At 39.6% G+C, this 22621-nt stretch carries 25 protein-coding genes; 24 read left to right on the plus strand and 1 reads right to left on the minus strand.

Features of this window, described 5'->3' with window-relative positions; translation table 11 throughout:
* The first annotated feature begins 25 nt into the window (after positions 1-25).
* The 19 genes from MKY88_RS07190 (at position 26) to MKY88_RS07280 (ending at position 17634) form a co-directional block, all read left to right on the plus strand.
* Positions 26-1174 carry a thiolase family protein gene (locus tag MKY88_RS07190; RefSeq protein ID WP_340813262.1) on the plus strand — a complete coding sequence of 383 codons (1149 nt, stop codon included), beginning with the start codon at positions 26-28 and terminating at the stop codon, positions 1172-1174.
* Positions 1175-1189: 15 nt separating this feature from the next.
* Complete coding sequence (locus MKY88_RS07195; protein WP_193831369.1) at positions 1190-1957, plus strand: 3-hydroxyacyl-CoA dehydrogenase; 768 nt, start codon at positions 1190-1192, stop codon at positions 1955-1957.
* Positions 1958-2025: 68 nt separating this feature from the next.
* A complete protein-coding gene (locus MKY88_RS07200; RefSeq protein ID WP_340813263.1) occupies positions 2026-3651 on the plus strand; it encodes a long-chain fatty acid--CoA ligase in 1626 nt (541 codons plus the stop codon).
* Positions 3652-3776: 125 nt separating this feature from the next.
* Positions 3777-4007 (plus strand): hypothetical protein, encoded by a 231-nt coding sequence (locus tag MKY88_RS07205; RefSeq protein ID WP_008180398.1) that lies wholly within the window; start codon positions 3777-3779, stop codon positions 4005-4007.
* Between the two features lie 84 nt (positions 4008-4091).
* Positions 4092-4865 (plus strand): CheR family methyltransferase, encoded by a 774-nt coding sequence (locus MKY88_RS07210; RefSeq protein ID WP_193831370.1) that lies wholly within the window; start codon positions 4092-4094, stop codon positions 4863-4865.
* A gap of 302 nt (positions 4866-5167) precedes the next feature.
* Positions 5168-6349 (plus strand): chorismate synthase, encoded by a 1182-nt coding sequence (gene aroC, locus MKY88_RS07215; protein ID WP_193831371.1) that lies wholly within the window; start codon positions 5168-5170, stop codon positions 6347-6349.
* A 3-nt stretch (positions 6350-6352) separates the two neighbouring features.
* Complete coding sequence (gene aroB, locus MKY88_RS07220; protein WP_340813265.1) at positions 6353-7444, plus strand: 3-dehydroquinate synthase; 1092 nt, start codon at positions 6353-6355, stop codon at positions 7442-7444.
* Positions 7441-7809, plus strand: coding sequence for a chorismate mutase (aroH, locus tag MKY88_RS07225; protein ID WP_193831373.1), 369 nt, complete (start codon positions 7441-7443; stop codon positions 7807-7809). The genes aroB and aroH overlap by 4 nt, the downstream gene beginning before the upstream one ends.
* Before the next feature lie 18 nt (positions 7810-7827).
* Positions 7828-8928 carry a histidinol-phosphate transaminase gene (gene hisC / locus MKY88_RS07230; RefSeq protein WP_193831374.1) on the plus strand — a complete coding sequence of 367 codons (1101 nt, stop codon included), beginning with the start codon at positions 7828-7830 and terminating at the stop codon, positions 8926-8928.
* A complete protein-coding gene (locus MKY88_RS07235; RefSeq protein WP_328202429.1) occupies positions 8925-10022 on the plus strand; it encodes a prephenate dehydrogenase in 1098 nt (365 codons plus the stop codon). Before hisC ends, MKY88_RS07235 begins: the two co-directional genes overlap by 4 nt.
* A 58-nt stretch (positions 10023-10080) precedes the next feature.
* On the plus strand, positions 10081-11367 hold the full coding sequence (aroA, locus tag MKY88_RS07240) for a 3-phosphoshikimate 1-carboxyvinyltransferase (RefSeq protein ID WP_193831375.1): 1287 nt from the start codon (positions 10081-10083) through the stop codon (positions 11365-11367).
* A 96-nt stretch (positions 11368-11463) separates the two neighbouring features.
* Positions 11464-12732 (plus strand): tetratricopeptide repeat protein, encoded by a 1269-nt coding sequence (locus MKY88_RS07245; protein WP_083244629.1) that lies wholly within the window; start codon positions 11464-11466, stop codon positions 12730-12732.
* Positions 12733-12746: 14 nt separating this feature from the next.
* Positions 12747-13304 carry a ReoY family proteolytic degradation factor gene (locus tag MKY88_RS07250; protein WP_008181956.1) on the plus strand — a complete coding sequence of 186 codons (558 nt, stop codon included), beginning with the start codon at positions 12747-12749 and terminating at the stop codon, positions 13302-13304.
* 142 nt (positions 13305-13446) lie between these two features.
* The gene (locus MKY88_RS07255) at positions 13447-13896 is read left to right on the plus strand and encodes a DUF2487 family protein (protein WP_031417986.1); all 450 of its coding nucleotides are present in this window, start codon (positions 13447-13449) and stop codon (positions 13894-13896) included.
* Positions 13897-14050: 154 nt separating this feature from the next.
* The gene (locus MKY88_RS07260; RefSeq protein WP_069480680.1) at positions 14051-14557 is read left to right on the plus strand and encodes a QcrA and Rieske domain-containing protein; all 507 of its coding nucleotides are present in this window, start codon (positions 14051-14053) and stop codon (positions 14555-14557) included.
* A 19-nt stretch (positions 14558-14576) separates the two neighbouring features.
* Positions 14577-15251 carry a menaquinol-cytochrome c reductase cytochrome b subunit gene (gene qcrB, locus MKY88_RS07265; protein ID WP_054609847.1) on the plus strand — a complete coding sequence of 225 codons (675 nt, stop codon included), beginning with the start codon at positions 14577-14579 and terminating at the stop codon, positions 15249-15251.
* A gap of 41 nt (positions 15252-15292) precedes the next feature.
* Positions 15293-16060, plus strand: coding sequence for a menaquinol-cytochrome c reductase cytochrome b/c subunit (locus tag MKY88_RS07270; protein WP_004232669.1), 768 nt, complete (start codon positions 15293-15295; stop codon positions 16058-16060).
* A gap of 242 nt (positions 16061-16302) precedes the next feature.
* The gene (locus MKY88_RS07275; RefSeq protein ID WP_340813268.1) at positions 16303-16899 is read left to right on the plus strand and encodes a DUF1405 domain-containing protein; all 597 of its coding nucleotides are present in this window, start codon (positions 16303-16305) and stop codon (positions 16897-16899) included.
* Positions 16900-16959: 60 nt separating this feature from the next.
* The gene (locus MKY88_RS07280) at positions 16960-17634 is read left to right on the plus strand and encodes a zinc metallopeptidase (RefSeq protein ID WP_008181566.1); all 675 of its coding nucleotides are present in this window, start codon (positions 16960-16962) and stop codon (positions 17632-17634) included.
* Between the two features lie 56 nt (positions 17635-17690).
* On the opposite strand, the gene MKY88_RS07285 is transcribed toward MKY88_RS07280, so the two are convergent.
* Positions 17691-18560, minus strand: a complete 870-nt coding sequence (locus MKY88_RS07285; protein ID WP_008181565.1) for a YitT family protein — start codon at positions 18558-18560, stop codon at positions 17691-17693.
* A gap of 115 nt (positions 18561-18675) precedes the next feature.
* Here MKY88_RS07285 and MKY88_RS07290 point away from each other — a divergent pair, with 115 nt between their 5' ends.
* From MKY88_RS07290 to MKY88_RS07310, 5 genes are read left to right on the plus strand one after another with little or no spacing between them, the layout of a single operon-like run.
* On the plus strand, positions 18676-19011 hold the full coding sequence (locus MKY88_RS07290) for a nucleotide pyrophosphohydrolase (protein WP_008181563.1): 336 nt from the start codon (positions 18676-18678) through the stop codon (positions 19009-19011).
* Positions 19011-19808, plus strand: a complete 798-nt coding sequence (gene dapB, locus MKY88_RS07295; protein ID WP_193831378.1) for a 4-hydroxy-tetrahydrodipicolinate reductase — start codon at positions 19011-19013, stop codon at positions 19806-19808. Before MKY88_RS07290 ends, dapB begins: the two co-directional genes overlap by 1 nt.
* Before the next feature lie 19 nt (positions 19809-19827).
* Positions 19828-20232 carry a methylglyoxal synthase gene (gene mgsA, locus MKY88_RS07300; protein ID WP_008181558.1) on the plus strand — a complete coding sequence of 135 codons (405 nt, stop codon included), beginning with the start codon at positions 19828-19830 and terminating at the stop codon, positions 20230-20232.
* A 33-nt stretch (positions 20233-20265) separates the two neighbouring features.
* Positions 20266-21411, plus strand: a complete 1146-nt coding sequence (bshA, locus tag MKY88_RS07305; RefSeq protein ID WP_340813269.1) for an N-acetyl-alpha-D-glucosaminyl L-malate synthase BshA — start codon at positions 20266-20268, stop codon at positions 21409-21411.
* Positions 21398-22576: a CCA tRNA nucleotidyltransferase gene (locus tag MKY88_RS07310; RefSeq protein ID WP_340813270.1), complete on the plus strand. Its 1179-nt coding sequence runs from the start codon at positions 21398-21400 to the stop codon at positions 22574-22576. Before bshA ends, MKY88_RS07310 begins: the two co-directional genes overlap by 14 nt.
* The last annotated feature ends 45 nt before the right edge of the window (positions 22577-22621 follow it).

The following is a 22621-nucleotide window of genomic DNA, read 5'->3' on the forward strand; positions in this document are numbered from 1 at the left end:
ATGACGAGGAAAAGGGGCAATGGAGATGAGAGAAGTGGTGATTGTTGCGGCTGTGCGAACGGCTGTGGGGCGAAGTAAGGGTGTATTAAGTCATGTTCGAGCAGATGATATGGCTGCTGATGTGTTGCAGGAGGCTGTAAAACGTGCAGGCATAAATAAGGAACAAGTGGATGATGTCATTTTAGGCTGTGTGACGCAGACTACAGAGCAGGGGGGGAATATTGCGAGGACAGCCCTGTTAATGGCTGGATTTCCCGATTGTGTACCAGGTGTGACCATTGATCGTCAATGTGGTTCTAGCCAGCAAGCGGTGCATTTCGCTGCACAAGCTATATTAGCCGGTGATATGGATATAGTAATTGCTGGCGGTGTGGAAAGTATGTCTAGGGTGCCTATGGGGACTAACATGAAAAATGCTCATTTAGGTAATCGCTTACAGGAAAATTATAATATTATTCATCAAGGACTATCAGCAGAGAAAATAGCCGAAAAATGGTCCTTATCAAAAGAGCAGCTCAATAGTTATGCCTATGAGAGTCATCTACGAGCACTAGCAGCCCTTGAAGCAGGGACTTTCAAAGATGAAATTCTACCTATTGAAGTCATTCAAGAAGATGGCACTGTAGCAACAGTTGTTAAGGATGAGGGACCTCGTGCTGGAACTACCGTTGACATTTTAAATGGTTTAAAAACTGTTTTTCAAGAGGATGGCGTCATTACGGCTGGTAATGCTAGTCAGATGAGTGATGGGGCATCAGCAGTAGTAGTTATGGCATTGGATAAAGCGCAGGAACTTGGTATTCAGCCACTCGCTAAAATTTTGACAAGAGTTGTTGTAGGTTCTGACCCGACATTAATGTTAACGGGACCAATCGAAGCAACTCGAAAGGCGTTAGAACGATCTGGCTTGAACATAGAGGATATTGACACCTATGAGGTCAATGAAGCCTTTGCACCTGTGCCACTTGTATGGTTGCAGGAAATTGGTGGGGACCCAAAGAAGCTCAATCCAGATGGCGGAGCAATTGCACTAGGACATCCATTAGGTGCTACCGGAACAAAATTGTTAACGACTTTGCTCTATCGAATGGAACGAGAAAATTACCGATACGGCTTACTAGCTATTTGTGAAGGTATGGGGATGGCTAATGCTACGATTATTGAAAAAATGTAAAGGGGGGTATGTGCAATGAGGAAGCATGAAGTAGTTGCAGTAGTAACAGGTGGGGCATCAGGTTTAGGAGAGGCGACTGTTCGTCACATCGTCGAACAAGGTGGCAAATCCATCATCTTTGATGTGAATGATGAACGTGGACAAGCTCTAGTAGAGGAATTAGGGGGAAATGCAATCTATGTGCGAGTAGATGTTACGAAAGAGGAAGATGTAGCAACAGGTCTTGAGCAAGCCATAGCAGCATTTGACCATATTAATGTAGCGGTGAACTGTGCAGGAATTGCAGATGCGAGCAAAGTAATTTCCAAGCGTGGGATTCATGCACTTAGTTTATTTGAAAAAATAATATCGGTTAATTTAATCGGTACATTCAATGTCATCCGTCTAGTAGCTGAGAAAATGCAGCGTAATGAGCCAAACGAGGATGGACAGCGCGGCGTTATTATTAATACGGCTTCTGTAGCAGCATTTGACGGTCAAATTGGACAGGCTGCCTATAGTGCATCTAAAGGTGGCGTAGCAGCTATGACACTACCAATTGCACGCGAGCTTGCAGAGTTTGGTGTTCGTGTGATGACTATTGCACCTGGTTTAATTGAAACACCAATGTTTGCGTCTTTACCAGACCCTGCAAGGACAGCTCTTGCACAAATGACGCCATTCCCCAAACGACTTGGCAAGCCATCCGAATATGCACTTCTTGTTGAAAGCATTATCCAAAATGGTTTGTTAAATGGTGAGGTCATTCGTTTGGATGGAGCCATTCGTATGCAGCCTAAGTAAATCTTTTTATTGTAGCAGCAGTTAGCCTCGGTTGTTTCGGAAATTTGTCAGCGAAGGGGAGCGGTAAAATGCATATGATGGATACGCCTTTATTATTAACAAGTTTTTTGAATCGAGCAGAACGATTTTTTCAGTCAAAGAAAATATATTCGCGAACAAGCGCTACAACTATTCATGAATTTACGTATATAGAATATGTCAAACGAACTCGTCAATTAGCAGATGCCCTAACAAAATTAGGTATGCAGCAGGGCACAAAGGTTGGGACATTTGCTTGGAATCATCATCGTCATTTGGAAGCCTATTTTGCTGTACCATGTGCAGGAGCGGTTCTGCATATGATCAATATTCGATTAGCTCCTGAGCATATTGTCTATGTCATTAATCATGCGGAGGATGAAATATTATTAATTGACGACAATTTAGTCCCTCTTATCGCACCATTTGTTTCACAATTAAAAACGGTTAAACACATTATCATTATGGGAGATGCTGTGGCACTAGAATCTTTCCCCATTCCAAATGCTTTGTCCTATGAGGCACTAATTGCAGATGCCGATGAGCATTTCACTTTTCCAGAAGATTTAGATGAAAATACACCTGCTGGTATGTGTTATACGAGTGCAACGACTGGTATGCCAAAGGGAGTAGTTTATACACATCGCAGTATCGTCCTTCACAGTTTAACCGCTGGACTTGCAGATAGTATTGCTATTTGTGAGTCGGATGTTGTGCTACCTGTTGTACCAATGTTTCATGCCAATGCATGGGGCTTCCCTTTTGCTAGTGTAGCCTTTGGTGCCACTCAGGTATTACCGGGTCCTATGTTTACGCCTCAGCTTTTACTTGAGCTTTTTGACGTGTACAAAGTAACCTTGACGGCAGGTGTACCTACTATTTGGCTCGGTGTTTTACAGGAGCAACGTCTACACCCCCGTGACCTATCGTCAATGCGATTAATAGTTTGTGGCGGATCTGCCTCACCTATTGGTCTTGTAAAGGGCTTCGAGGAGGAGCTGAAGATTCCTTATATGACTGGGTATGGGATGACTGAGACCTCTCCGCTTGTAAGCTTATCCACGTATTTAACCCATATGCAGGACTACACGGCTGATGAAAAAATGCATGTTCGCATTACTCAAGGGATGACAATGCCCCTTCTCGAAACCCGTGTTGTTAATGAAAATGGCGAGGTGCCATGGGATGGTGAAACGATGGGTGAACTAACGATACGAGGTCCATGGATCGCAAATGAGTACTATCAAGATGAGCGTACAGAAGAAGCCTTTAAAGATGGTTGGCTTTATACAGGTGATATCGCGGTAATGACGCCGGATGGCTATATAAAAATTACCGATCGTACAAAAGATTTAATTAAGAGTGGTGGAGAATGGATTTCGTCAGTTGAGTTAGAAAATGCCTTGATGTCCCATCCAAAAGTCTTTGAAGCCGCTGTGATTGCCATCCCACATGAAAAATGGCTGGAACGTCCTCTGGCGTGTGTAGTGCCAAAGCTAGAATACAAGGATTCCATTTCTAAAGAGGAGCTCATCGAAAATTTACAAACGCAATTCCATAAAACATGGATACCAGATGATATAGTTTTCATTCAGGAGGTACCAAAAACATCTGTAGGTAAATTTTTGAAGGCGAAATTACGAGAAGATTTAAAAGATTACCGTGTACAAGTTTAGTTAATTTGCTAGGATGAGGGTAGTGAAAAACTACCTTCATTTTTAAATTGAAATAAATTCCTGAAAAGTGAAACTATTTTTTCCGCTTTGCCGTATAATTTTAGTAACGAAAGGGTGTGATCGTATTGTCAATTGCCATTGTAGCAATTATTGGTGGGGTTATTATTTCTTTAGCTGGGATTTTTACAGATTCCCGTACGAGACAGCAAAAAATTAAATTAAAGGCTATCGAAAAAGAAGTGGAATTAGAAAAACTTCGATTAGAAACTTATACGATTGAAACGGAAAAAATGCGCCTTGAATTAGAACAGTCAAAGGTGCTACTATTAGAGGAAAAACAAAACTCAAGCAAGTAGATGTGTATACATGAGAAAGACTATTTCAGGATTGTCTCTTTTCCGCTATAATGGAACTACGACGCTAGAGGGGAAGATGACCATATGTCTGATTATGAACAGTTTATAGAAGGTATCAAGCGCAAAACAGGAATAGATTTAGCGTTATATAAAGAAGCGCAAATGAAAAGACGATTAACCTCACTTTATGAAAAAAAAGGTTATCGAAATTTTGTTGACTTTCTAAAGGCACTTGAACAAGATCGTGATTTAATGAATGAGTTTTTAGATCGTATGACGATTAATGTTTCTGAATTTTATCGTAATGGAAAGCGTTGGGACGTATTGCAAAAGAAAATATTACCTAAGCTATTACAAACAAATAAGCGTTTAAAAATTTGGAGTGCTGCTTGTTCAACAGGAGAAGAGCCATATTCATTAGTAATGGTCTTATCTCAATTAGTGCCTTTATCTCAAATTCAAATTATTGCTACTGATTTAGATGAAAATGTCATTCAAAAAGCAAAATTAGGTGTCTATCCAGAACGTTCTTTAGCAGAAGTGCCAAATGACATTAAAGCTAAATGTTTTGAACAAGAGGGCTCTTTCTACCGCGTGAAGGATGAGATTAAGCGTTGTGTAACCTTTAAAAAACAAAATTTGCTTAATGATACCTATGATAGCAATTATGATTTAATAGTTTGCCGCAATGTAATGATCTATTTCACGGAAGAAGCCAAAGATCAAATTTATAACGATTTTAGTAAAGCCTTACGCAAGGATGGCATACTATTTGTAGGATCGACAGAGCAAATTTTTAATCCATCTCGTTACGAATTTGAAGTAGAGGACACATTCTTCTATCGAAAAAACAGTTAATAATATGAATGAAAAGCTTTGTACAAATGACTGGTTTCATCATGTACATATAGTAACTAAAGCATTAACATAGATAATTCGTACGCTTTTCGCTTATCCTAAGCAAAGGCGTATTTTTTATAAATTTTAGCACTTCACTTCAGTAGTGTAGTAAGGTTTTATGCAAGTCGTTCAGAATATTCGCATTTAGGTTATGTAAATAGGATGAACTTAAAAGACATTTGCAAAAGGACTGTTTTTTTAAAGAATATATGTTATAGTGAAAAATACATACTTTAGCGAGTTGAAGGGAGAAAGCGTTTATGCGTTACTTAACAGCGGGTGAGTCACACGGCCCCCAACTAACAACTATTATTGAAGGTTTACCGTCACTCTTACCCATTACAGCAGAAAAAATTAATCACGATTTAAAACGACGTCAAGGAGGTCATGGACGTGGACGACGCATGCAAATCGAAACAGATACAGTAGAAATTGTCGCAGGCGTTCGTCATGGACAAACACTTGGATCACCTGTCGCACTAGTTGTAACCAATGATGATTGGAAGCATTGGACAAAAATTATGGGTGCTGAGCCATTAGCAGAAGATGTGAATCCTGAGGATATCAAACGTCAAATTTCACGACCTCGTCCAGGCCATGCGGATTTAGTTGGTGGCATGAAATACGGACACCGTGATTTACGAAATGTATTAGAGCGTTCTTCAGCTCGTGAAACAACTGTACGTGTAGCGGTTGGCTCAGTGGCGAAGGCTTTATTAAATGAATTAGGTATTTCCATTGTCGCACATGTTACGGAGATTGTTGGAATTAAGGCTGATACATCCTTAGTGGAAGGGAAAACAGTCGATGAAATTCGTGCCATCGTAGAAGCGGATTCTTGCTATTGTGTTGATCCTGTCGCCTCTGCCAAGATGGTAGAAGCGATTGACGAAGCAAAAAAAGCTGGCGATTCTATCGGCGGTGTTGTGGAAGTCATTGTGGAAGGTATGCCAGCAGGTGTAGGGTCTTATGTACACTATGATCGTAAGCTCGATGCTAAGTTGGCTGCGGCAATGCTATCTATCAATGCATTTAAAGGTGTTGAGTTTGGGCTTGGTTTCGAGATGGCACGTCGTAAAGGCTCAGAAGTTCATGATGAAATTATTTGGACTGAAGAAGAAGGCTATACACGTGCGACTAATCGACTTGGTGGCTTAGAGGGTGGCATGTCTACTGGTATGCCAATTGTTGTACGCGGTGTAATGAAGCCAATTCCTACATTATATAAACCATTACAAAGTGTGGATATCGAAACAAAAGAGCCCTTTAAAGCGAGTGTTGAGCGTTCTGACAGCTGTGCGGTACCAGCAGCATCAGTAGTAGCTGAGCATGTTATTGCCTGGGAAATAGCGAATATTATTTTGGAGCAATTCCATAGTGATCAATTACCACAACTAAAAGCTCAAATTGATGAACATCGTCAATATACGAAGGGGTTCTGATTTATGCGTGTTCCAGTTGCGACAAAATCGCATCATTATGAGGTTGTACTTGGCTATCGATTTCTAACTGAAGCTATGCAAACATTTGCGGTTCAGCTAAAAAAAGCAGATAAACTGTTTGTCTTTACAGATGCTCATGTATGGGAGGCACAGGAAGCCTATTTCAAGGCAAATTTCCCATATGATTTTGAAGTGTTTATTTTGCCTGGTGGCGAAGCATGCAAAACCTTTGAGCAATATATTGCAGCTCAAACTTTTTTACTAGAGCAAAAATGCTCGCGTAAATCATTTATTTTTGCTTTTGGTGGCGGGGCTGTTGGAGATTTAACGGGGTTTGTTGCAGCAACCTATATGCGTGGAGTTCCATTTATTCAAATTCCAACAACTATTTTGGCGCATGATTCAGCAGTAGGTGGGAAGACCGCTATTAACCATCCATTAGGAAAGAATATGATTGGCGCATTTTATCAGCCAGAAGGTGTTATTTACGATACAGTTTTCTCTGAAACCCTACCTGTACGCGAGATCCGCTCAGGAACAGCTGAGTTAATCAAACATGCGATGATTTCTGATCCAGCATGGTTAGAGGAATTAATGGCAGCAGATTCCGTTATACATTTTAATCAGCAGGAATTAGCGAGCCAGTTAAAAAAGGGGATTGAGGTTAAAGCAAAAATTGTAGCTGAGGATGAAACAGAGCAATCTGTTCGAAAGTTTTTAAACTTGGGCCATACATATGGACATGCGATTGAAGCGGCTGCAGGCTACGGCAAAGTAGCTCATGGTGAGGCTGTCATGATTGGCCTTGTGTATTGTTTATTATTGAGTGAATGTTATGGGGAGCTAGATCGTGCATTTACCAAAGCGTTTTTACAATTTGCAGTTAAAAATGGATATCCTTTTGAGGCTGTTAATGACTATACATTCGAACAATTAACAAGCTATTTAATGAAAGATAAAAAAACGGAGTATGGCGTTTTACAATTTGTTTTATTAGAAAAAATCGGTAAACCTTTTGTGCGGGCAATTGATTTAGAAAAATGCAAAGAAGTAGATGCCGAATATAGACAGTTATTAGCGGAGGTGCTTGTATGATTCGTGGACTAAGAGGGGCAATTACAATTGAATCTGACAAGCCAGAGCTTGTATGGGATGAGACAGCAAGATTAGTGCGTGAGGTTGTGTCAGCAAATAATGTAGAAATAGATGATATTGCTTCCATTTTGATTTCTACTACGCCGGATATTACTTCAGCATTTCCTGCTCGTGCAGTACGCTTGATGGATGGTTGGCAATATGTCCCAGTAATGTGTACACATGAAATGGATGTGCCGAATGCACTACCATTATGTATTCGAGTATTAATTCATGCGAATGTAGAGGTAGCACAAAAAGATGTGAAGCACTTGTATCTCAATGATGCAGTGAAATTAAGACCAGATTTAGCACAAGCTAAATAAGTAGAGGAGATGTTTTAGATGAAGTGGAAACAACAATTGGACGGTATGCAAGCGTATAAACCAGGAAAACCAATTGAAGAAGTGCAACGTGAATATGGCTTAAAAGAAGTTATTAAATTGGCATCTAATGAAAATCCATTTGGATGCTCACCTAAGGTGACAGCATATTTACAAAATAATGCAGTGAATCATGCCCTTTATCCAGATGGCTATGCACAAAATTTACGTACAGCTGTTGCAAATCATCTAGGTGTTCAAGAGACACAGCTTCTGTTTGGTAATGGCTCTGACGATATCATTGCTATTATTACTCGTGCATTGTTGTATCCAGGGGTAAATACCGTTATGGCTGACCTATCATTCTCCCAATACTGGCATAATGCTGAAATTGAAGGTGCTGAAATACGTAAAATCCCATGTGTGGAGGGGGCACATGATCTAGATACAATGGCGGCTGCAATTGATGATCAAACAGCTGTCGTATGGGTATGTAGTCCGAATAATCCTACTGGTGTAGTAATTCCAGATACGGCTTTACGTGCCTTCCTTGCCAAAGTACCCAATGATGTACTTGTCGTACTAGATGAAGCGTACATTGAATACGTGACACATCCTGAACATAAGGATACTCTACCAATCATCGATCAATATCCAAATGTGCTTTTATTACGTACATTCTCTAAAGCATATGGTTTGGCATCCTTCCGAGTTGGCTATGCAATTGGACAGCCAACTGTCATTGAAAAGCTTGATCCGGTCAGAGGTCCATTTAATAATACGAGTTTAAGCCAAGCTGTAGCTGCTATTGCACTAAGCGATCAGGAATATATAGAAGCATGTCGTGAAGCAAATGAAAATGGTAAAAAGCAATATGTTGAATTCTGTGAAAAACATAATCTAAAATACTTCCCATCTGATACGAACTTTATTTTCTTTGATACAAAGGCTGATAGTGATGTCATTTTCCAAGAGCTTATGAAAAAGGGCTTTATTGTGCGCAGTGGTAATGCTTTAGGATTACCAGGATTTATCCGTGTCACAATCGGTACCGAAGCCCAAAATGCAGCATTGCTAGTTCAACTTGACAATGTATTAAAAGAGCAAGGGGTATTTGCATGACACGCAATGTGCTCGTTATTGGGCTAGGATTAATCGGTGGTTCCATCGCCCTTGCTTTACAAAAGGCACCTGACACAAAGATTATTGGCTATGACATGGATGCTCAAACGCGTGAGCATGCGCAAGCATTAAATATTGTACATGACACTGTGAAGGATCCACAGGCAATTGCAGCTGATGTCGATATCATTATTTTCGGTACACCAGTTAATGCAACGCTTGAATGGATGGAGCAATTAAAATCATGGCCATTAAAAAATAAAGTCATTGTAACAGATACAGGAAGTACAAAAAAATTAATTATGCAAAAAGCTGGTGAATTACGTGAACTTGGCATTACGTTTATTGGTGGACATCCAATGGCAGGTTCACACAAAAGTGGCGTATTAGCTGCAAAGGCGCATCTTTTTGAAAATGCATACTATATGCTTACACCTCTTGCTGGTGAAGAAATTGTTCATATGGCACAGCTGGAAAGTCTCTTAAAATTCACGCATGCAAAAGTGGTGAGTGTTTCTGCAAGTGAGCATGACCATATGACAGCTGTGGTGAGTCATTTCCCGCATGTCATTGCAGCTTCTCTTGTGCATCAATTAGGAGGAGAGAATGGGGAATATCCTATGACTCGCTCCCTTGCCGCTGGTGGTTTCCGTGATGTCACGCGTATAGCTTCTTCCAACCCGGTTTTATGGCGAGATATCACTTTGCAAAATCGTGATGAGCTACTAACTCAGCTAGAAGGCTGGGAAAAAGAAATGGGCCGTATTAAGGAATTGCTGACGAATGGTACTTCTCGGGATATAGAAGACTATTTTTCTATTGCCAAAGAACTGAGAGATGAATTACCAATTAGCGCAGGAGCTATGTATACAGCGTTTGATTTATACGTAGATGTTCCAGACTATCCAGGTGTTATTTCCGAGGTAACAGGTTTGCTGGCTGATGAGGCAATAAGTATTACGAATTTAAGAATTGTCGAGTCAAGGGAGGATGTTTTCGGTATTTTGGTCATTAGTTTCCAAAGCGAAAATGACCGTGAACGTGCCGCAGCATGTATTCAAAAACGTGCCAATTTTGAAACGTATATTTCATAGAAAAAGAAAGCGTCGGCTTTACGGCGCTTTCTGTCTTCATATTGGAGGGGAAAAATTAATGAGTGAAAAAGTTTTACAATACAATAAGCCATCTTTACATGGATCACTAACTGTTCCAGGCGATAAATCGGTCTCTCACCGTTCTGTGATGTTTGGTTCCATTGCTACTGGGACAACAACAGTAGAAGGTTTTTTACTTGGGGAAGATTGTTTAAGTACCATTGATTGCTTCCAGAAGCTTGGTGTGAATATTGAGGTGGAAGGAACGAATGTAACGATAGAAAGTCCAGGGATGAGTAGCTGGCAGGAGCCTACAGAGGTGTTGTATACAGGTAACTCTGGTACAACTACACGTTTAATGCTCGGAATTTTAGCAGGCTCTACAGTTCATTCAGTCATGACGGGGGATGCATCAATTGGCAAGCGACCAATGCGACGTGTCATTGATCCACTGCGTCAAATGGGAGCCCATATTACGGGACGTGCAGACGGTCAATATACACCATTAGCCATTCAAGGTACAAAACTACAGGCCATTGATTACAAAATGCCAGTAGCAAGTGCTCAAGTTAAATCTGCTATATTACTGGCAGGCTTGCGTGCTGAGGGAACAACGATTGTTAGAGAAACAGAAGTGTCAAGAGATCATACTGAACGAATGCTGCGTCAATTTGGTGCTGATGTCGAAGTGAAGGATGGAGTAGTTTCATTAGAGGGTGGACAAACATTAAGTGGGACCCATGTTTCTGTACCAGGGGACATCTCGTCAGCAGCCTTTTTCTTAGTGGCAGGGGCAATTTGTAATACTAGTCAATTAACACTTGAAAATGTTGGTGTTAATCCAACGCGTGATGGAATTATAGAGGTTCTTTCAAAAATGGGCGCATCGATGACAGTGATCCCAAATGATGACCGTCAAGCTGAACCAACAGCGACCATTCAAATTCAAACATCTACTTTATCTGGTACAACAATCGAGGGAGAGTTGATTCCTCGTTTAATAGATGAAATACCAATCCTTGCTTTACTTGCTACACAGGCACATGGACAAACCATTATTAAAGATGCCGAAGAGTTAAAAGTGAAGGAAACAGATCGTATTACTGCGGTTGTAGCTGAATTAAAAAAGCTGGGTGCTAACATTGAAGCAACAAATGACGGTATGATTATTGAAGGCCCAACACCACTAAAGGGTGCAAGTCTCAAAACATATGGCGATCATCGAATTGGAATGATGGGTGCTGTAGCTGCTTTAATTACGGAAGGATCAGTCACTTTAGATGATGCACAGTGTATTGCTGTATCGTATCCAACATTCTTTGAACATATTGAGGCAGTAAGGTAACAATTAAAGATTGACTCTCCAAGTTTTTGGGGAGTTTTTTCTTGTTTCGGTGGTAAATGTTTTGTAGCATAAAGGTATCAAAGAAAGAATAGGTGAATGACTGTGAACAATGCGATGACTGAAATGATGCAAGCACTTGAACAGGGAGACTTAGCATTAATAGATCAGCTACTTGAAACATTTTTAGTGAAGGAGCTACCCGAGGAAATTTACGCACTTGCAGAAATTTTTATGCAATATGGGTACATGAAAGAAGCTGACCGTGTGCTGGAGCATTTACAATTTTTATTCCCAGAAGAGGCACAGTTAAAAATAGATCGTGCAAATGTTTTAATGGAGCTTGGTGATGAAGATGAAGCATTAAATTTATTGCTTGAAATCGAAGAAGCATCACCAGAATATCCTCAAGCATTATTAGTTTTAGCTGATTATTATCAAATGCAGGGGTTATTTGAAGTAGCTGAAATACGTATAAATGAAGCACTAGCAATTTTACCAGACGAGCCATTACTGCATTTTGCCAAAGCTGAGCTGTTATTTGAAACAGGTCGTTTTTTAGAAGCTGCAAGATTGTATGAAGAATTATATGAACAACAAGGTGAATTTGCTGGTGTTCAACTTGTGGAGCGATTGGCGGAGGTTTATCGTGCCGGGGCTGCCTACGAAACGGCATTGGATTACTATTTAAAGGCGCTTGACGATGAGGTGAAACCAGATATTTTATTTGGTGCTGCGTATTCAGCCTTCCAATCCCAAAAATACGAGTTGGCTATTAAACAATTAGAGGAATTGAAAGAGTTAGATCCAGATTACTTCTCAGCTTACTTATTGCTAGCAGAAAGCTATGCGATGACAGAGGAAAATCAACAAGCTTATGCGGCGATCCAAGAGGGATTAAAACGCGATGAATATGATAAAACGCTCTATTTATTTGCTGGGAAAATGGCATTGAAAAATAGTTTGCCAATAGAAGCTGAGCAATATTTACGAGAAGCAATAGCGTTAGATCCTGAGTATATGGAAGCCGTATTAGCACTTATTTCTGTGTTAGGACAACAGGAACGGAATGAAGATGTTATCGAATTATTTGAGACTCTTCAGCAAAATGATTTTGAATGGAGCACATTATATCCATTTGCGGCGGAGGCATATGAAAATTTAGAATTGTACGACCGTGCATACGAATTTTACCGTTTGGCATATAATGATTTTAAGGAAGACGCAACATTTTTAGAAAAATATGTGTACTTTTTATTAGAGGAAGGAAAACGTTCAGAGGCGAAAGTGATTCTTGAACAATTAATTAACATTCAACCAGGTGAACCAGAGTGGCAAGAGAAGTTAGAAGCCTTAGAATTTGAGTAAAGGAGGGAGTGGGTATGACTGCTTCTGTATCAGTTGTTGATAAAAAAGCATTTGTTCGATGGTTTTTAAAAAATTATCAATTGAAACGTCGTGAGTGTGTTTGGATTTTAAATTACTTACTTAGCAATGATGACTTATTAAAACGAATCCGATTTGTGGAAGAAGCTCACTATTGTCCGAGAGCAATGGTGATGTCAACAGTTGATTCAACAGGTGTTCCTTTTCGTTTCTATAAAGGCAATGTAATGACGGCAGACGCCGAAAAGTCTTTCCATGATTTACGCTTACACGAGCAAGAAGATATGTATATACAATTGAATTTTCCAAATATACCACCAAGTGCACAATACTTAGCAGTTCTAGAAGAAAACCCTTATATGCCAGAGACACTGTTAGTTAGTGAAAAAGATCGTTTACTGGCAGAAGAACTGCTTTCCAATAGCTTACTCGTATTCCAAGAAGAAAAATTACTTGCACAAATTGATGAAGCCCTCGATCAGGGAGATGAAGAACGTTTTTATGAATTGTCTAATTTGTTACAAGCATTAAAGGAAACGGCTAATTTACCTTAGTTATAGGTAAAAATTGAATGTCCTTTACCCACTTCAGTATGGTAACATTACTAGTGAATGATTGTTTTCACTTTTAATTGGGTATCCTATTTGAAGAGTGGAAAAGGGCATTTTTTATTATGTGACAAAGGAGGTTTGTTGAATGTACTTTAATGCAAACGATGTGACATCGTTTTTGGGACAGAAGGATTTCATCGATACTGCGATAGTTCCGCTCATATCCATCGATTTGGCTTCTGAGAAAATGAAACAAAGTGGTGCTGAGGTAGATTTTCTAATGTCTTTAACTTCTTTCATAGAACAACAGTTTAAAGGCCGTTTACTAGTCATGCCACCTTTTTCTTATATGGCTTCTTTAAAAAACGAAGAATTACCGAAGCAATTTGAAACACAATTACATAATGCTGGCTTTAAGCATGTGTTCTTCATTACTTGTGACCACTCTTGGACAAATATTGGAGATATAGTAAATATTATTTGGTTACCAGCAATTCCGTTAGAAAGCATGGATGCAGGTGTGAAAAAATCCATTCTCGAAGATCAATTACGACAAGTGGTTCCGATGCTTTCGACCAAATGGGCACAGATTTAACAATTAGTTTCAATAAATGTTCACATTCTCCAGCTTTCCACAGAATGCTATATTGACCAAGCTATGGACTTGATATATCATATATATGTCCTAGTATTACTATTTGTAAAAGTATGTCCGTTGGACTGACCTTTAAGTTAGAGGGGGGAAAATAATGAGTAATAATCGAGTTTCACGTCGTCAATTTCTAAGTTATACTCTTACTGGTGTAGGTGGATTTATGGCGGCAGGTATGCTAATGCCAATGCTTCGCTTTGCAATTGATCCAGTGCTACAAAAGCATGAGGGTGGAGATTTTGTAGAAACAGAGCATAAAATCGCTGACTTGACTGAAGAGCCAGTAAAAGTTGACTTTTCATATGAACAAGTGGATGCATGGTACAAATCACAGGTTACAGATGTAGCTTGGGTTTATAAAAGTGGCGATCAAATCATTGCCCTTTCACCTGTTTGTAAGCATTTAGGATGTATGGTTGACTGGAATGGAGATTCTGCACACCCAGGTCAATTCTTCTGTCCATGTCACGCAGGACGTTATGAGAAAAACGGGAAAAACGTTGCAGGTACACCGCCTCTAGGTCCGTTGGATGAATTTGAAGTACAAGAAAAAGATGGCTATTTAATGATTGGTCCAGCAAAAGCAAATTCTCTAGTTAAATAAGTAAGGGGGTACGACAACAGTGCTAAATAAAATTTATGATTGGGTCGATGAACGCCTAGATATTACACCCATTTGGCGTGATATTGCCGACCACGAAGTGCCAGAGCACGTTAACCCTGCACATCATTTTTCAGCATTCGTTTACTGCTTTGGTGGATTAACATTCTTCATCACAGTAATTCAAATTCTATCTGGTATGTTCCTAACAATGTATTATGTACCAGACGTTGTGAATGCCTGGAAATCAGTTTATTATTTACAAAACGAAGTAGCGTTTGGTGAGATCGTTCGCGGTATGCACCACTGGGGGGCTTCATTAGTTATCGTAATGATGTTCTTACATACACTTCGTGTATTCTTCACAGGTTCTTATAAGAAACCTCGTGAGTTAAACTGGATGGTTGGTGTAGGTATTTTTGGTGTAATGATGGGTCTTGGCTTTACAGGATACCTATTACCATGGGATATGAAAGCATTATTCGCTACTAAAGTAGGTATCGAAATTGCAGCATCTGTACCGTTTATCGGTTCAATAATTAAAGTATTATTAGCGGGTGACACTACAATTCTTGGTGCTCAAACGTTAACTCGATTCTTTGCGATTCATGTATTCTTCTTGCCTGCAGTATTGTTTGGGTTACTCGCAGCACACTTTATCATGATTCGTCGTCAAGGAATTTCAGGGCCGTTGTAATTGTCTTGACGGTTCGATGATCTTTAAAAGGAGGGGACACTATGCATCGCGGAAAAGGAATGAAATTTGTCGGCGATTCTCGTATTAAAGCGAATCACAGAATGCCGAACGTTCCAAAGGATTATTCCGAATATCCAGGTAAGACGGAAGCTTTCTGGCCGAACTTCTTACTGAAGGAATGGATGGTAGGTGCTGTATTTTTAATTGGATACTTATTATTAACTGTCGCTCACCCGTCACCACTTGAAGGGCCGGCAGATCCAACTAGAGCATATACACCGCTACCGGACTGGTACTTCTTATTCATGTATCAACTTTTAAAATACTCATTTGCTTCTGGTCCATACAATGTAATTGGAGCAATTGTAATTCCAGGTCTTGCATTTGGAGCGCTATTATTAATGCCATTTTTAGACAAGGGTCCAGAACGTCGTCCATCTAAACGTCCATTACCGACAGCGTTTATGTTATTAACTCTAGCTGCTATGTTCTACCTAACTTGGGAGTCAGTTGTTAACCACGACTGGGAAGCTCAAAAAGCTATGGGTGCAATCGTAGAAACAGTTGAATTCGATAAAGAATCAGAAGGTTATAAACTATACGCTGGTTCAGCATGTATTACATGTCACGGTGAAGGCTTAGAAGGTGGAGCTGGTGCACCATCTCTAATGAACACTGGATTAACAGCTGATGAAATTAAGGACATTGCCCATAATGGTCGTGGTAACATGCCACCAGGATTATGGACAGGTTCAGATGAAGATCTTCAGAAACTTGCTGAATTTATCGAAAGTTTAAAAGCTGAGTAATAGTAAAAGAGTCAGGAAACTGGCTCTTTTTTTTCGACCTTGTTATAATATTGGGACTGAAAGCTAGGCGAAAAGGTTCCCTTGTCCTAAGTAATTTAGCGAAAAATGTCGAAATAAGGATAAAAGCGAATGAATTCAATCCATTAGCACATATTGAAGTTGTGGAAATAATTTCACCTAGAAATAAGAATCTTCACTGTACATAACAAAGATTTTTTAGCAAAGCGCAAGGAGTTGAATTTATGCAAATAACACGTGCAAATCTTTGGTATCTTCTTAACCATAAGTCATTTTTAATAGCGCTGCTTATTATTAATCTATTAGGCACAATTTATGGCTATTATTGGTATGGATGGCAGCTTGCAATGACTAAGCCTATTTTTTATATTTTTGTTCCTGATAGTCCGACAGCTAGCTTATTCTTTTGCTTTGTGTTAATTGCTTGGATTATGGGGAAAAGATGGCCGCTAATGGAAGTATTAGCACTTGTAACATTAGTGAAATACGGTCTGTGGGCTGATGTCATGAATATTTGGACATTAGTTGAAACAGGATCGATCGGTTGGCAAGGCTGGATGCTAGTTGCCTCACATTTTGCAATGGCCGTTCAAGCTATATTATATTTGAAGAAATATGTATTCACTTACTGGTATGTAGTTATAGCAGCTATCTGGACGCTCCATAATGATGTAATTGACTATGTGTTTGGACAAATGCCTATGTATGGGGATTTAGTCAAGTACACAAGCTATATTGGCTACTTTACATTTTGGTTATCAATTGCATGTATTCTCCTTGCGATTTTCTCAATTAGGTGGCGCAAATATTTGCCGAATTAGGGTATAAATTATAGAATTATAGTATCGAGGTAGAAAGGGGTTAGAATATTGTCAACAAGCATGTATATTGTTTATTTTATTATTATTATGCTACTGCCACTTTATGCACAAATGAAAGTAAAAGGCACGTATAATAAATTTGCGAAACAACGTACAATGAAAGGCCAAACAGGTGCAGAGGTAGCGCGTGCGATTTTAGATGCGAACGGCTTATATGATGTACGAGTTGTGCCAACACAAGGTGTGTTGTCTGATCATTACAATCCAGCAACCAAAACAGTTGCTTTATCAGAAAGTAACTTTTATGAAGCGAGTGTTGCAGGGGCTGCGGTAGCTGCCCATGAGGTAGGTCACGCCATCCAACATAAAGAAGCTTACTCTATGCTTACATTACGTAGTAAGCTAGTCCCAGTGGCAAATATTTCTTCTAATGCGTCTTGGATTTTCGTAATGATTGGTATTTTTGCAAGTAGTACGAATTTCTTGCTTTTAGGTATCATATTATTAGCAGCAGGTGTTGTTTTCCAATTAGTGACACTTCCAGTGGAGTTTGATGCTTCAAAGCGAGCATTAGTTCAAATGAATTCGCTTGGCATTATTACAAATGAAGAAGAACGACCAGCACGAAAAGTATTGAGTGCGGCAGCATTAACATATGTAGCAGCAGCAGCGGTAGCTGTACTAGAGTTATTACGTTTAATTTTAATTTTTACGAATATGCGTAGCGATGACTAAGAAAAAAACTTGTTATGGTGGAACACCACTATAACAAGTTTTTTATCTTCAAACACTTAATGAAGTGGTTGTTTTTGATCATCAAGAGTGAAGCCTTCTCCTGCTACATCGCGAACTTCTATAATAGAAACGAAAGCGTGTGGATCCACTTCATGAACAATGGATTTTAGGCGTACAACTTCGTTGCGACCGATCACACAATAAATAACTTCCTTAGGCTGTTTAGTAAAGTGGCCATGTCCTTCTAAAATAGTGATCCCGCGCTCCATTCGTAGGGCTATTGTTTCCGCAATAACACCAGACTTCTCAGATATAATGAGAGCACCACGCGCTGCATAGGCACCTTCCTGTACAAAGTCAATAACACGAGCGCCAACAAATACAGCGACTAATGTGTACATCATGGAACGAGCATCTAAGAATGTAAGCCATGAAAGGATAATGACAATAGCGTCGAAGACAAACATCGTTTTACCCATACTCCAGCCAAAATATTTATGCCCAAGTCGCGCCAAAATATCGACGCCGCCGGTAGTGCCACCAAAGCGGAAGACAATACCCAGGCCAAGTCCGACGAATATACCCGCGAAAAGAGCAACGAGTAACATGTCATCTTCTAAATGAATGGTAAACTGATATTTCTGGAAAATCTTTAGAAAAAGAGAAACAGATAAAGTGCCAACAAGCGTATAAACAAAAGATTTCTTTCCAAGTAATCGATAACCAATTATAAACATGGGAATATTTAATAATAGGTTCATTAAGGCGGGGTCCCATCCTAATGTAAAGTATAGTATGAGTGTAATTCCACTTAGTCCACCTTCACCTAGCTGATTTTGAATGTTGAAGTGAACAAAGCCGAAGCTAAAAATGGCTGCTCCGAGCATTATTGCGATAATATTACGTATTTTAATCTGTTTTAACATTTGACCTCCTGTAGTTCCAAACAAATGAAGTAGTGATATCTATTATCTGACATTTTATTGGTTTTGACAACAACGGTGTAAATTATATAGGATGGTAAATAGGAGTGTGATTTAAATGACAGATCAACTAACGATGCAAGCATTACAACAGCGTGTTGATAATTATATAGGACAATTTAAAGAAGGATATTTCCCACCATTCGAACTGCTAGCTCGTTTAACAGAGGAATTAGGAGAGCTATCTCGTGAGGTTCAGGATGTATATGGACAAAAAAAGAAAAAGAATACAGAGGAAATAAACAGTATTGAAGAAGAGCTTGGTGACTTTTTCTTTGTTTTAGTATGCTTTGCCAATGCTCAGGGTATTAAATTAGATGAAGCTTTATTAAGAGTCATACATAAATTTGAAACAAGGGATAAGGATCGTTGGACGAGAAAGGATGAAGAATGATGTCGATTCGTGTAGCTATTGCAGGAGCGAGAGGAAAAATGGGGGCTGAGGCTGTACATACGGTCATGAAACATGACAAAATGGAATTAGTAGCTGTACTAGATTATAAGGAAGTAGGAAAAACATTAGCTGATTTAGACATGTTCCCAGCGAGCTATACAGTACCTGTATTTACAGAAATGCATGATCTTGTAGAAGCAACTTCTCCAGACGTATTAGTGGATTTAACGAACCCACATGCTGTATATAATCATACTAAAGAAGCATTGAATTTAAATGTACGACCTGTAATAGGTACAACAGGATTTACTGATGCACAACTAGAAGAATTATCAACTATTGCTAAAGAAAAAGAGTTAGGCTGCATTATTGCACCAAACTTTGCGATTGGCGCTATCCTGATGATGAAATTTGCGAAAGAAGCGGCCAAATACTTACCAGATGTAGAAATTATTGAAATGCATCATGATCAAAAACTTGATGCACCATCTGGAACAGCAGTGAAAACGGCTCAATTAATTCAAGAGGTACGTACGCAAAAGACTCAGGGGCATCCAGAAGAAAAAGAAACCATTGAAGGTGCAAGAGGTGGAGATTTTGATGGCATGCGCATTCACTCTGTTCGTTTACCTGGTTTAGTGGCACACCAGCAAGTATTATTTGGTGGAGATGGGCAGCTTTTAACGATTCGCCATGATTCATTAAATCGAAATTCTTTTATGTCAGGCATTGCCTTTTGTGTAGAAGAGGTTATGAAAATGGATCAACTTGTTTATGGTTTAGAAAACATCATCTAAAGATTGGGATGGAAGCTATATGAAAATCGCATTGATTGCACATGATCGTAAAAAAGATAATTTAGTACAGTTTGCTATTGCTTACAAAGAAATTTTACTTGAACATTCACTTTATGCTACTGGTACAACAGGACAGCGTGTCATTGAAGCCACTGGTTTAGAGGTAACACGTTTTCGTTCAGGCCCACTTGGTGGCGACCAACAAATTGGCGCAATGATTGCCAACAATGATATGGATATGGTTATTTTTTTCCGAGATCCATTAACAGCACAACCACATGAGCCAGATGTTTCTGCACTTATCCGTCTTTGTGATGTTTACCAAGTGCCACTGGCGACAAATATGGGGACAGCAGAAATATTATTAAAAGGCCTACAAGAAGGCTTTGTGGATTGGAGACTGATACAAGAAAGACGTAACTAATAAAAGACGTGATTTAGAAAGGATGATCATCGAATGAAAAAGCTAAAAATCGGCATTACCTGTTATCCAACAGTTGGAGGCTCTGGTGTAATTGCAACAGAATTAGGCAAAATGCTTGCAGAAAGAGGACATGAAATTCATTTCATTACCTCAAGCGTACCATTTCGATTGAATAAAATTTATCCAACCGTCTTTTTCCATGAAGTCGAAGTTAATAATTATTCAGTGTTTCAATATTCACCATACGATATTGCATTAGCGAGTAAAATGGCAGACGTCATCAAGGATGAAGAGTTGGATGTGTTGCATGTGCATTACGCAATTCCACATGCAGTATGTGCTGTGTTAGCACGTGAAATGAGTGGGCGAGATATTGGCATCGTTACAACACTTCATGGCACAGATATATCGGTGCTTGGACAGGATTCTACGCTTTCACAGGCCATTAAGTATGGGATTGATAAATCTGATATTGTGACGACCGTGTCGCACGCATTAAAAGAACAAACTTATGAATTAATTGATACAGTTAAGCCCATTGAAACAATTTATAACTTTGTGGATGAACGTGAGTACTTCCCTCGAAATTCAGGAAATCTAAAAGAGCAATTTGGTATTCAAGAAGATGAAAAAGTCCTCATCCATGTCTCTAACTTCCGTAAAATTAAGAATCTTCCGCATATCATTGACGCCTTTATGAAAATACGTGCTAATGTGAAGGCGAAACTCTTATTAGTCGGCGATGGGCCCGAAAAGCATCGTGTAATGGACCAAGTAAAGGAAAGTCCATATATGAAGGATGTTTTATTTTTAGGGAAGCAAGAAAATTTAGCTGAACTATATGCAATTAGTGACCTAAAACTGTTACTATCTCAGCAGGAATCGTTTGGACTGGTTTTATTAGAGGCAATGGCTTGTGGAGTACCTTGTATTGGTACAAATGTAGGGGGTATCCCGGAAGTCATTGAACATGGTTTGGACGGCTTTATTGTGGAATTAGGAGATACTGAAGCAGTAGCTGAATATGCTGTTCAGTTATTGCAAGATGAAGAAAAATTACTGCGTTTCAGAGAAGCAGCCATTCATGCAGTCAGTGAAAAATTCCACTCGTCCAAAATTGTAGAACAATACGAAAATCTGTACGAGAAGGTTGCGGAAAGAAATCATGCAAAACAATAAAGAATGGCAAACAGCCTATTCAGTAATTGAACAATTAGAACAAGCAGGTTTTGAGGCAGTTATTGTAGGTGGAGCTGTTAGAGATGCTTTACTGAATCGGCCTGCACATGATGTCGATGTGGCGACAAATGCGCTGCCTGAAGAGGTAAAATTAGTTTTTCAACGGACAGTAGATATTGGGATTCAGCATGGGACGGTACTTGTTATCGTACCTGCTGGGCCAGTTGAAGTAACTACTTATCGTACAGATGGGGAATATACAGACCATCGAAGACCAGATAAAGTGCAATTCGTTCGCTCTCTACAAGACGATTTACAACGCCGTGATTTTACTATGAATGCCATTGCTATGCGCCGTGATGGCACTTTTGTTGATTTTTATGGCGGTCGTCAAGATATTGATCTTCGTATTATTCGAGCTGTTGGAGATGCACAAAAACGCTTTGTTGAGGACGCCTTGCGTATGTTACGAGCAATCCGTTTTTCAGCGCAGCTTGATTTTACAATAGCGGAAGATACATTGATTGCGATACAAAATAGAGCGGCCGATATCGCTTTTATTGCGAAAGAACGAATCAAAGCAGAGCTCGATAAGCTATGGCTCGGAACGACTGTTTTTAGAGGCCTACAAAAATTAGAGGAAAGTGGCTTGGCAGATTATTTACCAGGGAGTTTTCAGGCTGATCGCTGGTATGAATTTCAGACTGTGGACAAGCATGTAGGCTGGGCCTATTTTGCGTTACTTCAAGGAGCGAATTGGCGAGAGATTCTGCGGGATTATCGTATATCCAATAAAGAAATGGCGTTTGTTAAATCTGTATTGACAGCATATGAAGCGTTAAAAAGTGGCTGGACGAACATCCATTATTTTACCTACAAAGAACAGGAGCTAGAAGCAGCGATATATTTCGCAAAACTCCTCCAATTGGACGTTCGTTTACCTAGCGAGCCTATTTATGTATTGCAGGACAAGCTGCCAATTCGACAAAAGCAAGATATGGTAGTGAATGGGGCGGATTTACTTAAATGGTCTGGCAAAAAAGGAGGCCCTTGGGTTAAAGAAGTATTAGAGGACATACTGGAAGCGATTATTCATAATGAGCTTGCAAATGATCAGCAGCAGATAAAAAACTGGCTAGATCACAACTATTTCCATGAAACATGAATATATATACCTTACAACAAGCCGTCTCAGGAAAGCGTGGGACGG

Source organism: Lysinibacillus sp. FSL R7-0073, from assembly GCF_038009065.1.
GTDB lineage: Bacteria > Bacillota > Bacilli > Bacillales_A > Planococcaceae > Lysinibacillus > Lysinibacillus fusiformis.

Excerpts from the sequence above, each read along its gene's own strand:
- MKY88_RS07190 (WP_340813262.1), top strand. The coding sequence starts at position 26 with ATGAGAGAAGTGGTGATTGTTGCGGCTGTGCGAACGGCTGTGGGGCGA.
- MKY88_RS07195 (WP_193831369.1), top strand. The coding sequence starts at position 1,190 with ATGAGGAAGCATGAAGTAGTTGCAGTAGTAACAGGTGGGGCATCAGGT.
- MKY88_RS07200 (WP_340813263.1), top strand. The coding sequence starts at position 2,026 with ATGCATATGATGGATACGCCTTTATTATTAACAAGTTTTTTGAATCGA.
- MKY88_RS07210 (WP_193831370.1), top strand. The coding sequence starts at position 4,092 with ATGTCTGATTATGAACAGTTTATAGAAGGTATCAAGCGCAAAACAGGA.
- aroC (WP_193831371.1), top strand. The coding sequence starts at position 5,168 with ATGCGTTACTTAACAGCGGGTGAGTCACACGGCCCCCAACTAACAACT.
- aroB (WP_340813265.1), top strand. The coding sequence starts at position 6,353 with ATGCGTGTTCCAGTTGCGACAAAATCGCATCATTATGAGGTTGTACTT.
- aroH (WP_193831373.1), top strand. The coding sequence starts at position 7,441 with ATGATTCGTGGACTAAGAGGGGCAATTACAATTGAATCTGACAAGCCA.
- hisC (WP_193831374.1), top strand. The coding sequence starts at position 7,828 with ATGAAGTGGAAACAACAATTGGACGGTATGCAAGCGTATAAACCAGGA.
- MKY88_RS07235 (WP_328202429.1), top strand. The coding sequence starts at position 8,925 with ATGACACGCAATGTGCTCGTTATTGGGCTAGGATTAATCGGTGGTTCC.
- aroA (WP_193831375.1), top strand. The coding sequence starts at position 10,081 with ATGAGTGAAAAAGTTTTACAATACAATAAGCCATCTTTACATGGATCA.
- MKY88_RS07245 (WP_083244629.1), top strand. The coding sequence starts at position 11,464 with ATGACTGTGAACAATGCGATGACTGAAATGATGCAAGCACTTGAACAG.
- MKY88_RS07250 (WP_008181956.1), top strand. The coding sequence starts at position 12,747 with ATGACTGCTTCTGTATCAGTTGTTGATAAAAAAGCATTTGTTCGATGG.
- MKY88_RS07255 (WP_031417986.1), top strand. The coding sequence starts at position 13,447 with ATGTACTTTAATGCAAACGATGTGACATCGTTTTTGGGACAGAAGGAT.
- MKY88_RS07260 (WP_069480680.1), top strand. The coding sequence starts at position 14,051 with ATGAGTAATAATCGAGTTTCACGTCGTCAATTTCTAAGTTATACTCTT.
- MKY88_RS07270 (WP_004232669.1), top strand. The coding sequence starts at position 15,293 with ATGCATCGCGGAAAAGGAATGAAATTTGTCGGCGATTCTCGTATTAAA.
- MKY88_RS07275 (WP_340813268.1), top strand. The coding sequence starts at position 16,303 with ATGCAAATAACACGTGCAAATCTTTGGTATCTTCTTAACCATAAGTCA.
- MKY88_RS07280 (WP_008181566.1), top strand. The coding sequence starts at position 16,960 with ATGTATATTGTTTATTTTATTATTATTATGCTACTGCCACTTTATGCA.
- MKY88_RS07285 (WP_008181565.1), bottom strand. The coding sequence starts at position 18,560 with ATGTTAAAACAGATTAAAATACGTAATATTATCGCAATAATGCTCGGA.
- MKY88_RS07290 (WP_008181563.1), top strand. The coding sequence starts at position 18,676 with ATGACAGATCAACTAACGATGCAAGCATTACAACAGCGTGTTGATAAT.
- dapB (WP_193831378.1), top strand. The coding sequence starts at position 19,011 with ATGTCGATTCGTGTAGCTATTGCAGGAGCGAGAGGAAAAATGGGGGCT.
- mgsA (WP_008181558.1), top strand. The coding sequence starts at position 19,828 with ATGAAAATCGCATTGATTGCACATGATCGTAAAAAAGATAATTTAGTA.
- bshA (WP_340813269.1), top strand. The coding sequence starts at position 20,266 with ATGAAAAAGCTAAAAATCGGCATTACCTGTTATCCAACAGTTGGAGGC.
- MKY88_RS07310 (WP_340813270.1), top strand. The coding sequence starts at position 21,398 with ATGCAAAACAATAAAGAATGGCAAACAGCCTATTCAGTAATTGAACAA.